The sequence below is a fragment of the Achromobacter sp. DMS1 genome (assembly GCF_001270295.1).
Genome location: NZ_LHSJ01000017.1, coordinates 17,752 through 29,819 on the forward strand (window position 1 = coordinate 17,752; position 12,068 = coordinate 29,819).

Here is a 12,068-nt window from a genome sequence, read left to right on the forward strand (position 1 = left end):
CCGTAGTTCCATGCGGAGACTTCGATGTGCCCATTTCATCTAGGAGGCACATCGAAATGCAAACCCAAGTTCCAACAACCCAAACTGGTCAGAAATCCTTCCGACCCAATTCCGGCGGTGCCGTGCGTATCGCCCTCGACGAGAACGAGCTTTCCATCCGCTGGGGACTCTCCGTCAAGACGCTTCGCCGCTGGCGGCAAGAGCAGCTTGGCCCGATTTACTGCAAGCTCGGTCGTCGGGTCACCTATCTCCTGCACGAAATCGAAGCCTTTGAGCGGCGCGTCTCACGCCACTCCAGCTTCACTCGTGCGTACCAGTGAGGAGAGCAGCCATGAAAGAACTGACTCTCTACCCCGCTGACCTCGCGAGCATGACCGTCGCCCAGCTTGTGATGCTGTCGATCACCGATTTCGTCGTTTCCGAGCGCAATGTCGATGAAGCCATCGCCTACCTCAAGCAGCTTCGCGTCAAGCTGGATGCCGCCAAGCTCCAGCGTTTCGGCGAACAAGCCCGTGCCGCGCTGCGTGAATCCGGCCGCGACTTCGGTACTGCCCACGTCAACGATGGCGCGCTGCACGTCAAGTACGAACTCCCCAAGAAGGTGACCTGGAATCAGGCCATCCTCAAGGAGATGGCCGAACGCATCGCGGCTTCCGGCGAAAAGGTCGAGGACTACATCGACGTCAAGCTGTCGGTGTCCGAGTCCCGCTACTCCAACTGGCCCACGACGCTGCGCGAGCAGTTCGCCGCCGCACGCACGGTGGAGGAAGGCAAACCCTCCATCACGCTCACGCTGGATGGAGGTGCCGCATGAGCCTGCCCATCATCTCCGCACAGCAGCGCATGGCCGAGCGCAAGGGCGTGAAACTTTTGATGCTCGGCAAATCGGGCATCGGCAAAACCTCCCGGCTCAAAGACCTCGATCCGGCCACCACGCTGTTTCTCGACGTCGAGGCCGGTGATCTGGCGGTGGCGGACTGGCCCGGTGACACCATCCGTCCGACTTCGTGGCCGGAGTCACGCGATTTGTTCGTTTTCCTCGCGGGCCCGGACAAGTCACTGCCGCCGGAGTCTGCCTTCTCGCAGGCGCACTACGACCACGTCATCGAGAAGTTTGGCGATCCGGCGCAACTGGGCCGCTACCAGACCTTCTTCGTCGACTCGATCACGCAGCTGTCCCGCCAGTGCTTCGCGTGGTGCAAGACGCAGCCCGGGGCCATCAGCGACCGCTCTGGCAAGCCTGATCTGCGCGCGGCCTACGGCCTGCTTGGGCAGGAAATGATCGGTGCGCTCACCCACCTTCAGCACGCTCGCGGCAAGAACGTGGTGTTCGTGGCCATCCTCGATGAACGCCTTGATGACTACAACCGCAAGGTGTTCGTGCCGCAGATCGAAGGTAGCAAGACTGCTCTGGAGCTACCCGGCATCGTTGATGAGGTCGTGACGCTGGCCGAAATCAAGGCTGAGGACGGCAGCGCATATCGCGCCTTCGTCACCAACACCCTCAATCCCTATGGCTTTCCAGCCAAAGACCGCAGCGGTCGCCTCGACCTGCTGGAGCCACCTGATCTCGGCGCACTGATCGCCAAGTGCGCAGGCGCAGCCAACACGCCTGCCGACGCCGCCACCCCGAACACCACCGAATCCAAGGAATAACCGCCATGTCGTCAAACTATTTCGATTTTCAGGATGCCGATCCCCAACAGTCAGGCTTCGACCTGATCCCCAAAGGCACGCTGGCCACGGTGCGCATGACGTTCAAGCCTGGTGGCTATGACGACCTGTCGCAAGGCTGGAGCGGCGGCTACGCCACCGAGTCTTTTGAGACTGGCTCCATCTATCTGGCGGCCGAGTTCGTGGTCACGGCGGGCGACTACGCCAAACGCAAGATGTGGTCGAACATCGGCCTGCACTCCAAGAAAGGCCCGACCTGGGGCCAGATGGGGCGCAGCTTCATTCGCGCCGTGCTCAACAGCGCCCGCAACGTTCACCCGCAGGACAACAGCCCGCAGGCCGCCTCTGCGCGTCGCATCCAGGGCTTCCACGAACTGGATGGCATCGAGTTTCTCGCCCGTATCGACATCGAAAAAGACGCCAAGGGCCAGGATCGCAATGTGATCAAGGTGGCGGTCGAACCTGACCACCCCGACTACGCCAAGTGGATGGGTGTGCCGCCCAAGACTTCCGGCGGCGGCACGTCCGGCGCTCCGGCGCAGGCAGCGCCTGCGTATCAGGCCCCGGCTCCGCAGCGCGCACCCGTGACAGGCAAGCCGTCGTGGGCTCAGTGAGGAGGTCGCCATGAATGCATCCATTCTCACTGCCAGCCACTACGGCGTTGTGCAATTTGGTGATCTCGATTGCGAGGCCGTCGTGCTCACCACTGGCGAGCGCGGCTACGTCCGTCGCCAGCTCATGAAGTTGCTGGGGTTTGCCGAGCGCCAAAGGGGTGACCGTTTTGCCAGCTTTCTGCGGGAATTTGCGCCTAACTCATTGTCATCATTGAACAAAAAAGAGGCGACAATTTTGCTGCCGTCGGGCCAAAAGGCTCAGTTCTTCCCCGCTGGCATCATTGCCGACGTCACATCAGCGGTCGTCAAAGCCGCCATCGACGGCACGCTGCACAAAGCGCGGCGGGGCATTGTCTCGAACTGCATGAAGATCATGCGGGCGCTGGCCACCACGGGCGAGGTCGCGCTGATCGACGAGGCCACCGGCTACCAGCACCACCGGGCACCGGATGCGCTGCAGGAGTTGATCTCCAAACTGCTGCGCCAGTCCTGTGCATCTTGGGAGCGACGCTTTCACCCGGACTACTACCGCGCCATCTACCGCTTGTTCGGCTGGAAGTACCAAGGCCACGACCAGAACCCGCCACACGTTGTTGGCCAGATCACGCTTCGCTGGGTCTATGGGCCGGTGCTGCCGGAGGACTTACTGAACGAGATCCGCAGTCGCAAGGGCATCTCGCAGAAGCACCACCAGTGGCTCTCCGATCAGGGCCTGGCACATCTGGAATCGCAGATTCACGCGGTCACGGCGATTGCACGCAGCTCGACGAACTACGCCGACTTCAAACGCCGCTGTGAGGCCGCCTTTGCTGGGGCTGCCCTGCAGTTGGGTCTGCTGCTCGATGAAATCGAGGAGGGAGCGTGAAATGCTGGGTCTGCAAACGACAGGCCCGGGGCTACGGCCACACCGACAACCGTCACGGTGTGGGCGATCCCCGGCGCTACCCCCTCGATTGGGTGTTCTGCTCTCGCCGCTGTCAAGACGCTTTTCACGCGCTGTACGGCAACTGGCAGCGTGCCAAGGAAGGCCGCATCGACAAAACGGAGGTCGCCATGATCAATCCGTCTGATGTCGAACGGGCTGCGATGCGCCAGTGCCTCAAGGCTTTTGGTGGGGCGGCGGGCGAGATTGGCTTTGACAAGCCACTGGGTGACTACTCGGAAAGCGAGGCGCTGCGCGTCATCGACGCCATCGTTACCTGCTGGTCGGAGGCGATGGTTTCCCACCACGAGGCCACCAAGTTCCCGCCCGTGCGGGGCTTGCCTGCGACGCCTGACCCGCTGGCACCTGAGGCCGCCAATCCGTTCGCGGATTTCAACGATGACATTCCGTTCTGAGGTGACTGCGATGCTGGATTTCAACTCATCTTCAAGCCTCTCGGATCGCGTCATGGCGCTGGTCGATGCCGGGATGCAGCAGGCCCGAGAACGTCAGTCTGCACGCCAGTACCTCGGGGCCTCACGTCTTGGCGTGGCCTGCGAGCGGGCGCTGCAGTTCGAGTACGCCAAGGCTCCCGTCGACCACGGACGCGGCACTCAAGGGCGGCTGTTGCGCATCTTCGAGCGCGGCCACGTCATGGAGGACTGCATGGTGGCGTGGCTGCGGGCTGCCGGTTTTGACCTGCGCACCCGCAAGGCAGACGGCGAGCAGTTCGGCTTCTCGGTGGCCGAAGGCCGCCTGCAAGGCCACGTCGACGGCGTCATCGTCGCTGGCCCCGAGGGCTTTGCTTATCCCGCGCTCTGGGAGTGCAAGTGTCTGGGCAGCAAGTCCTGGAGCGAACTGCAGAAAAAGGGCCTGGCCGTTTCCAAGCCGATCTACGCGGCGCAAGTGGCGATCTATCAAGCCTATCTCGAACTGCACGAGCACCCGGCGATCTTCACGGCGCTCAACGCCGACACGATGGAGATCTACACCGAGCTTGTGCCCTTTGACGCGGCACTGGCCCAGCGCATGTCGGACCGGGCGGTAAAGGTCATCACGGCCACCGAAGCAGGCGAGCTTCTGCCACGCGCCTTTCACGACCCGACCCACTTCGAATGCCGGATGTGCGCGTGGCAAGACCGCTGCTGGAGGACGTCATGACTGACAAGCACGCTTTGATGAATACCGTCGATCCCATGATTGATGCCAAGCAGGCTGCGGCTGCATTGCGCTTGCCGTACTACTGGTTCGCCGATCACGCGATGCGCAACAAGTACCGGATTCCGCATTACCTCATGGGCGGGCTGGTGCGCTATCGCTTGTCCGAACTGTCCGCATGGGCGGCACGCAGCGCTGCCGTCAAGAAGCGGGATGAGGAACAGGTCGCAGGATCGGGCAAGGAAGGTGTCGATGCTTGACTTCAACGACACCCAACAACCTGTCCAGTCCCGGCGCATCTTCGATGACAGCGAACGCGAGGCGCTGCGGGCAGGCTTGATCGCCGGTTTGCCCTCGGTGCTGGCCACCCTGTTTCCGGCGGGCAAGAAGCGCCGGGGCAAGTTCCTGATCGGCGACGTGCTGGGCAGCCCGGGCGACAGCCTTGAGGTGGTGCTCGATGGCGAGAAGGCGGGACTGTGGACGGATCGCGCCACAGGCGACGGCGGCGACATCTTCAATCTCATTGCCGGACATTGGGCGCTCAATATCCACACCGACTTCAACCGGGTGCTGGACGCGGCGGCCGAACTGCTCGGTCGCGCCCGTGAAATGCCGGTGCGTCGATCTGGCAAGAAAGAAATGCCCGTCGACGAGCTTGGCCCCGCCACGGCGAAGTGGGACTACCTGGATGCGAGCGGCAAGCTGATCGCGGTGGTTTACCGCTACGACCCGCCCGGGCAGAAGAAGCAGTTCCGCCCGTGGGACGCCAAGCGGCGCAAGATGACGCCACCCGATCCGCGTCCGCTCTACAACCAGCCGGGAATGGCCAGCGCCGCGCAGGTGGTGCTGGTCGAAGGCGAGAAATGCGCACAGACCCTGATCGACGCGGGCATCGTTGCCACCACGGCCATGCACGGCGCGAACGCCCCGGTCGACAAGACCGACTGGTCGCCGCTGTCCGGCAAGGCCGTCCTGATCTGGCCCGACCGCGACAAACCGGGCTGGGAGTACGCCACGCACGCGGCGCAGGCCATCCTGTCGGCAGGGGCCAAGTCCTGCCACATCCTGTACCCGCCCGAGGAGGCTGCCGAGGGCTGGGACGCGGCGGACGCCATCGCCGAGGGTTTCGATGTCGCCACCTTCCTCACCCACGGGCCGCGCCTGCAGATGCACGACGTGACCGATGAGGCCGAGCCGGTGGTCAGCAGCGACGAATCCGTCTGGGGTACCGAGGACGCGCTGGCGCTGTCCTTCACCCGGCGCTACCACCGCGACTGGCGCTATGTGGCCACCTGGGGGCGATGGCTGGTGTGGGACGGGCAACGCTGGCGCACCGAGGACACGCTCGCCGCCACCGACCTGATCCGCAGCGTCTGCCGCCAGGCCGCCGTGCGTGCCGACAACCCCAAGGTCGCCGTCAAGCTGGCCAGTGCCAGTACGGTCGGTGGCGTCGAACGGCTGGCGCGTGCGGATCGCAGGCACGCGGCCATCACCGATGAATGGGACGCCGATCCGTGGCTGCTCAACACGCCCGGTGGTGTGGTCGATCTCAAGACGGGCCGGATGCGCCCACACGAACGTGCCGACCGGATGACCAAGATCACCACCGCCACGCCCAGCGGTGACTGTCCGACGTGGAAGCAGTTCATCGACGAAGTCACTGGCGGCGACAAGGCGCTTCAGGCCTACCTGCAACGGATGGTCGGCTACGCGCTGACCGGATCGACGCAAGAGCACGCACTGTTTTTCCTGTACGGCACGGGCGCAAACGGCAAGTCGGTGTTCGTCAACACGCTGGCCACCATCCTGGGCGACTACGCCACCAACGCGCCCATGGACACCTTCATGGAAACGCGCACCGACCGGCACCCGACCGATATGGCCGGACTGCGCGGTGCACGTTTCGTGGCGGCCATCGAAACCGAACAGGGCAAACGCTGGGCCGAATCCAAGCTCAAAAACCTGACCGGTGGCGACAAGATCTCCGCACGCTTCATGCGCCAGGACTTCTTCGAGTTCTTCCCTCAGTTCAAGTTGTTCGTGGCAGGCAACCACAAGCCTGCCATCCGCAACATCGACGAGGCCATGAAGCGCAGGCTGCATCTGATCCCGTTCACGATCACCGTGCCGCCCGAGCGCCGCGACAAGAACCTGCAGCAAAAACTGCTGGCCGAGCGCGACGGCATCCTCGCATGGGCCGTGCAGGGCTGCCTGGACTGGCTGCGTCACGGTCGGCTTGATCCGCCGCAGCGCGTGGTGGAGGCCACCGAGGAGTACTTCGAGGCCGAGGACGCCTTGGGTCGCTGGCTGGACGAACGCTGCATTCGCACCCCGAACGCCAGATCGTTGACCGCCGAACTGTTCTCCGATTGGAAACAGTGGGCCGACGCAGCGGGTGAGTTCACCGGATCGCAGAAGCGTTTTGCCGACCTGCTGCTCAACCGGGGGCTGGACAAATGGCGCAACGGCATGGGCTTGCGCGGGTTTCAGGGCATTGGTCTGAAGTACCCGCCTGCACCTGCCTACACCCCTTACGCCGATAACTGAAACAACCGCGTCTGACGGATCGGACGGACTATGTCGTAACTCCTACACGTGCGCGTGCGCGCGCGCCTCATGGAGACTTTCGATATCACCCGTCCGATCCGTCAGACCCGCCAAAAAACGAGGACTGACACCATGACCACGACCATTCTTGCCCTGGATCTGGGCACCACCACCGGCTGGGCGCTGCGCGGCAGCGACGGCCACATCACCAGCGGTGCGGAGAGCTTCCGTCCGCAGCGGTTTGAAGGCGGCGGCATGCGCTTTCTGCGCTTCAAACGCTGGCTCACCGAGATCAAGCAATCCTGCGACGGCATCGACTGCCTGCACTTCGAGGAAGTCCGCCGTCACGTTTCGACCGATGCGGCCCACGCCTATGGCGGGTTTCTCGCCACGCTCACCGCGTGGTGCGAGCACCACCAGATCCCGTATCAGGGCGTGCCGGTCGGCACCATCAAAAAGCACGTCACAGGCAAAGGCAACGCGGGCAAGGAGGACGTGATCGCTGCTATCCGGGTGCGTGGCCACGCCCCCGTGGACGACAACGAGGCCGACGCACTGGCGCTGCTGCACTGGGCCATCCAGCACCACGACGTGGAACAGGAGGTGTGAGGTGACCCGCAAACACTGGACGATTGACGAGGTGGCCGCGCGCTACGAAGAAGCAGCCCGTACTGGACGACGCCTGCCGCCCGTGCGGGTGCAGGGCTACTTCAACGTCTGGCCCATCATCGTGCGCCAGCAGTGGGAGCGTCTGTCGGCAGACGAACAGCCGCGCCACTACTTCCCGCCCAGCCCTGAGGCGGTTGACCGGATGCTGGAGACGATGCGCTGGATGCAGTGGCTGGACGTGGAGCAGCGTCATCTGGTGTGGATGCGCAGCGACCACCAGCCCTGGCGGAAGATCTGTGGGCGCTTCGGCTGTGACCGCACGACGGCGTGGCGGCGCTGGCAGAAAGCCTTGCAGACGGTGGCTGACCAGCTCAACGCAGGCGTTGTCCCACGGCACGCGCAATCCAAAAACGTGGGCAATTTAGGGTAATGCTTGGGGTGTTTGTCCCCGGTTTGCTGCGTTTGTCCTTTTGACGGTCTTTCGAGGGTGCAACAAAAACCGGCTTTTGGGGCTAGGATTCACTCCATGCTCGGGATCAGTGACTTTGAGTCGACAGTGACTTCAAAGCCACAGTGGCTCCGAAGCGACAGTGGCTTCACAGCCACGCTTCCCCAAGGGAAAACGGGCCCTTCCTGCCCAAAATCCCATGCGGGGGGCGCGAGCGCGACGCTTTTTTAGCGTCAGGGCGCGGGCAAGGTTACCAGTCGGCAGGTTACCGGCTCCGGTTACCACCCCCAGGCGCAGTTACCACCCCACCAGAATCTTCATTCACTCAACCCGCCCGGCGGCAACGCTCGGCGGGTTTTGCTTTTGGGACTTCCACTTTGAACACGCTCAACGTCGAGTACCGCAAGGTCGAGGCGCTGATTCCCTACGCCCGCAATCCGCGCACGCACGCCGAAAGCCAGATCGCCAAGATCGCGGCCAGCATCGTCGAGTACGGCTGGACGAATCCCATCCTGGTCGACGGCGACAACGGCATCATCGCCGGACACGGGCGTTTGGCCGCTGCGCGCAAACTCGGCCTGGATCAGGTGCCGGTGATCGAACTGGCCCACCTGACCGTCGCGCAAAAGCGGGCACTGGTGATTGCCGACAACCGACTGGCACTGGATGCAGGCTGGGACGAAGAGATGCTGGCCCTGGAGCTGGCCGAGTTGTCCGACGCTGGATACGACCTCGCTCTGACCGGCTTCGAGGAAGCCGAGATCGAGGCACTGCTCACCGGCGCGGTGGCCGTCGCGGATGATGAATCAGAGTCTGAAGCCGACGAGTCTGACGCGGCCGACGACGTGCCGGAAGTACCCGTCATGGCGGTATCCCGCCCCGATGATGTCTGGGCGATTGGCCCGCACCGCCTGATCTGTGGCGACGCCACCGACCGGAACGTGGTCGCTGCGCTGATGCAGGGTGACCTCTCTCGCCTGTGCTTCACCTCGCCGCCCTACGGCAACCAGCGCGACTACACCTCGGGCGGCATTTCCGATTGGGACGGCCTGATGCGCGGCGTGTTCGCGCACCTGCCGATGGCAGGCGACGGTCAGGTGCTGGTCAACCTCGGCCTCATCCACCGCGACAACGAGGTGATCCCGTATTGGGACGGTTGGCTATCTTGGATGCGCCAGCAGGGCTGGCGGCGCTTTGCGTGGTACGTCTGGGATCAGGGGCCGGGGATGCCCGGCGACTGGGCAGGCCGCTTCGCGCCGAGCTTCGAGTTCGTATTCCACTTCAACCGGGAGAGCCGAAAGCCGAACAAGATCGTGCCCTGCAAACACGCAGGCCAGGAATCCCACCTGCGCGCCGACGGGTCGTCCACGGCAATGCGCGGTAAGGATGGCGAGGTGGGCGGCTGGACACACAAGGGGCTGCCGACGCAAGACACCCGCATCCCCGACTCTGTGATCCGCGTGATGCGCCACAAGGGCAAGATCGGGCAGGACATCGACCACCCGGCCGTGTTCCCAGTGGCGCTGCCGGAGTTCGTCATCGAGGCTTACACGGACGCGGGCGACATCGTGTTTGAGCCCTTCGGCGGCAGCGGCACGACGATGCTGGCCGCCGAGCGCACCGGTCGGATCTGCTGCAGCGTGGAGATCGCCCCGCAGTACGTGGACGTGGCCATCAAGCGCTTCCAGCAGAACCACCCCGGTGTGCCGGTCACGCTGCTGGCAACAGGCCAATCGTTCGAACAGGTCGCCGCCGAACGCGTCGCCACCTCTGATGCCGAGGTGATGGCATGAACTGGCTGGCCGACAAGATCGAACAGTGGCCGACCGCCAAGTTGCTGCCCTACGCCCACAACGCGCGCACCCATTCCCAGGAACAGGTGGCGCAGATCGCCGCCAGCATTGCGGAGTTTGGATTCACCAATCCGATCCTGGCGGGCAGCGACGGCATCATCGTCGCTGGCCACGGTCGTCTCGCCGCCGCCCAGAAGCTGGGTCTGGAACGGGTACCGGTGGTCGTGCTCGATCACCTGACGTCGACCCAGCGCCGTGCCCTGGTCATCGCGGACAACCGCATCGCGGAGAACGCGGGCTGGGACGATGCGATGCTGAGGATCGAACTGGAAGCCTTGCAACTCGAAGGCTTCGACCTGGACATCACCGGCTTCGACGCCGACGCGCTGGCCGAACTGATCGCGGGCGACGAGCCGGACAACGAAGGCCAGACCGATGAGGATGCAGTGCCCGAGGTCAGCGAGACGCCCATCTCGCGTCCGGGCGACGTCTGGATCATGGGCCAGCACCGGCTGCTGTGTGGCGACTCGACCGTGGCCGAGAGCTACGAGCGGTTGATGCAGGGCGACCTGGCGGACATGGTCTTCACCGACCCGCCGTATAACGTGAACTACGCCAACAGCGCCAAGGACAAGATGCGCGGCAAGGATCGCGCGATCCTGAACGACAACCTGGGGGACGGCTTCTACGACTTCCTGCTGGCAGCGCTGACGCCCACCGTCAGGCATTGCCGGGGCGGTATCTATGTGGCGATGTCCTCCAGCGAACTGGATGTGCTGCAGGCCGCCTTCCGCGCCGCCGGTGGCAAATGGTCGACCTTCATCATCTGGGCCAAGAACACCTTCACCCTAGGGCGCGCCGACTACCAGCGCCAGTACGAGCCGATCCTCTACGGATGGCCCGAGGGGGCGACACGCCACTGGTGTGGTGACCGCGACCAGGGGGATGTCTGGAGCATCAAGAAGCCGCAGAAGAACGATCTGCATCCGACCATGAAACCGGTCGAGCTGGTCGAGCGGGCGATCCGCAATTCGAGCCGCCCGGGCAACGTGGTGCTCGACCCGTTCGGTGGCTCTGGAACCACGCTGATTGCTGCCGAGAAGTCAGGCCGCTCTGCGCGACTGATCGAACTCGACCCGAAGTACGTGGACGTGATCGTGCGTCGGTGGGAGGACTTCACCGGGAAGCAGGCCACCCGCGAGGCGGATGGCGCGTTGCTTGATCAGGCGGCGAGCGACTCGTCGACGATCTCGCAGTGAATCACGAAGCCCGTCAGGTAAGGCAGGCCGCGCGGGATGCCGTATTGCTTGCTGGTCTGGCTGCCAATCGTCCAGCCCATCCAGCGTTGGGTGGCTGCGTTGATCGCGTCCGCCAGGGCCTTGCCTTCGTAAAGCCCGTTCTGGACGTCGTCGGCAAAGTGGCGTCCGTGGCGGCTGTCGAGGAAGACCCGTACCGATTCGAGGGGCTGGCCGGTGGCGTCCGAGATGGCGGTCATCGCCAGGGGCCATGCGGCGCTGGCGTGTTCGTTCATCGTGCCCCAAAAGCCCCAGGCTTCGTTCTGGGTGGCGGGGATCTGCGTGGTGGTGTTCATCTCTGGCTCCTTCGGGTTGATCGTTGCGACACCCGTAGTAACGCGCTGTTCGATTGAGAAGCCAAGCGCCGCTTGGCCTCTTTCTCGATCATTCTGATCAGGCGATGCGGTACACCCGCTCGCCGCCCTGCGGCTTGTCCGACACGATGGTCAGGCCCAGCTTCTTCTTGAAGGCCCCGGCAAAGGTGCCGCGCACCGTGTGTGCCTGCCAACCGGTGGCGGTGCAGATCTGGCTGATGGTTGCGCCTTCGGGGCGTTGCAGCATCCGGATCACTTCGGCTTGCTTGCTGTTGTCGCGGGTGCGCGGCTTGGCCCACGTTGCTTCGGCGGCGTTTACGGCGGCTTCCAGTTCGGGATCGCTCGCGGCGGCTGACGCGCCTTCAGCGTTGGCGATGATCTGGTCGAGATTGGCTTCGAATTGCCCGATGCCCGTCTTGTTCACGCTGGGACGCGGCATTCCCAGGGCGTCGTAGCCCTCGGCGGCGACGCGCCAGCCCTCGCCATCGGGCGTGATCAGGGCGCGTTTGAACATCCCGTCGAGCACTTTCTGGCGGGCACCGCCTTTGATGTGCTCGGGAAACCACTCGATCTTGCCGTCGGTGTGGTGGACGGCATAGGCGAGGATGGCGTGTTGGGCCGGGGTCAGTGGGATGGGGGACATGTCTTGCTCCTTTGCAAGGGTTGATCGGGTGACGTGATGAACGCGCTGTTC

Annotated in this window: 15 protein-coding genes; 13 read left to right on the plus strand and 2 right to left on the minus strand. The window is 63.9% G+C overall.

Annotation, left to right across the window (positions count from 1 at the left end):
- Positions 1-56 precede the first annotated feature (56 nt).
- From AD428_RS03625 to AD428_RS03685, 13 genes are all read left to right on the plus strand, one after another.
- Positions 57-320: a helix-turn-helix transcriptional regulator gene (locus AD428_RS03625; protein WP_053243707.1), complete on the plus strand. Its 264-nt coding sequence runs from the start codon at positions 57-59 to the stop codon at positions 318-320.
- A gap of 11 nt (positions 321-331) precedes the next feature.
- On the plus strand, positions 332-814 hold the full coding sequence (locus tag AD428_RS03630) for a hypothetical protein (protein ID WP_053243708.1): 483 nt from the start codon (positions 332-334) through the stop codon (positions 812-814).
- Positions 811-1,656 (plus strand): ATP-binding protein, encoded by an 846-nt coding sequence (locus AD428_RS03635; protein ID WP_053243709.1) that lies wholly within the window; start codon positions 811-813, stop codon positions 1,654-1,656. The genes AD428_RS03630 and AD428_RS03635 overlap by 4 nt, the downstream gene beginning before the upstream one ends.
- Positions 1,657-1,661: 5 nt before the next feature.
- Positions 1,662-2,288, plus strand: a complete 627-nt coding sequence (locus AD428_RS03640; protein ID WP_053243710.1) for a hypothetical protein — start codon at positions 1,662-1,664, stop codon at positions 2,286-2,288.
- Positions 2,289-2,298: 10 nt separating this feature from the next.
- Positions 2,299-3,153 carry a P63C domain-containing protein gene (locus tag AD428_RS03645; protein WP_053243711.1) on the plus strand — a complete coding sequence of 285 codons (855 nt, stop codon included), beginning with the start codon at positions 2,299-2,301 and terminating at the stop codon, positions 3,151-3,153.
- On the plus strand, positions 3,150-3,626 hold the full coding sequence (locus AD428_RS03650; protein ID WP_053243712.1) for a DUF6511 domain-containing protein: 477 nt from the start codon (positions 3,150-3,152) through the stop codon (positions 3,624-3,626). Before AD428_RS03645 ends, AD428_RS03650 begins: the two co-directional genes overlap by 4 nt.
- Before the next feature lie 10 nt (positions 3,627-3,636).
- Positions 3,637-4,371 carry an isoleucyl-tRNA synthetase gene (locus AD428_RS03655; protein ID WP_053243713.1) on the plus strand — a complete coding sequence of 245 codons (735 nt, stop codon included), beginning with the start codon at positions 3,637-3,639 and terminating at the stop codon, positions 4,369-4,371.
- Complete coding sequence (locus tag AD428_RS03660) at positions 4,368-4,628, plus strand: hypothetical protein (protein WP_053243714.1); 261 nt, start codon at positions 4,368-4,370, stop codon at positions 4,626-4,628. Before AD428_RS03655 ends, AD428_RS03660 begins: the two co-directional genes overlap by 4 nt.
- Complete coding sequence (locus tag AD428_RS03665; protein ID WP_053243715.1) at positions 4,621-6,915, plus strand: phage/plasmid primase, P4 family; 2,295 nt, start codon at positions 4,621-4,623, stop codon at positions 6,913-6,915. Before AD428_RS03660 ends, AD428_RS03665 begins: the two co-directional genes overlap by 8 nt.
- Positions 6,916-7,047: 132 nt before the next feature.
- A complete protein-coding gene (locus AD428_RS03670; RefSeq protein ID WP_053243716.1) occupies positions 7,048-7,524 on the plus strand; it encodes a crossover junction endodeoxyribonuclease RuvC in 477 nt (158 codons plus the stop codon).
- 1 nt (position 7,525) lies between these two features.
- Positions 7,526-7,954: a DUF6362 family protein gene (locus AD428_RS03675; RefSeq protein ID WP_053243717.1), complete on the plus strand. Its 429-nt coding sequence runs from the start codon at positions 7,526-7,528 to the stop codon at positions 7,952-7,954.
- A 395-nt stretch (positions 7,955-8,349) separates the two neighbouring features.
- Complete coding sequence (locus AD428_RS03680) at positions 8,350-9,765, plus strand: site-specific DNA-methyltransferase (protein WP_053243718.1); 1,416 nt, start codon at positions 8,350-8,352, stop codon at positions 9,763-9,765.
- Positions 9,762-11,024: a site-specific DNA-methyltransferase gene (locus tag AD428_RS03685; RefSeq protein ID WP_053243719.1), complete on the plus strand. Its 1,263-nt coding sequence runs from the start codon at positions 9,762-9,764 to the stop codon at positions 11,022-11,024. Before AD428_RS03680 ends, AD428_RS03685 begins: the two co-directional genes overlap by 4 nt.
- Here the strand turns inward: AD428_RS03685 and AD428_RS03690 are convergent.
- The gene (locus AD428_RS03690; RefSeq protein ID WP_053243720.1) at positions 10,988-11,356 is read right to left on the minus strand and encodes a hypothetical protein; all 369 of its coding nucleotides are present in this window, start codon (positions 11,354-11,356) and stop codon (positions 10,988-10,990) included. The genes AD428_RS03685 and AD428_RS03690 overlap by 37 nt on opposite strands.
- 97 nt (positions 11,357-11,453) lie before the next feature.
- The gene (locus AD428_RS03695) at positions 11,454-12,017 is read right to left on the minus strand and encodes a DUF3489 domain-containing protein (RefSeq protein ID WP_053243721.1); all 564 of its coding nucleotides are present in this window, start codon (positions 12,015-12,017) and stop codon (positions 11,454-11,456) included.
- Positions 12,018-12,068: the final 51 nt, after the last annotated feature.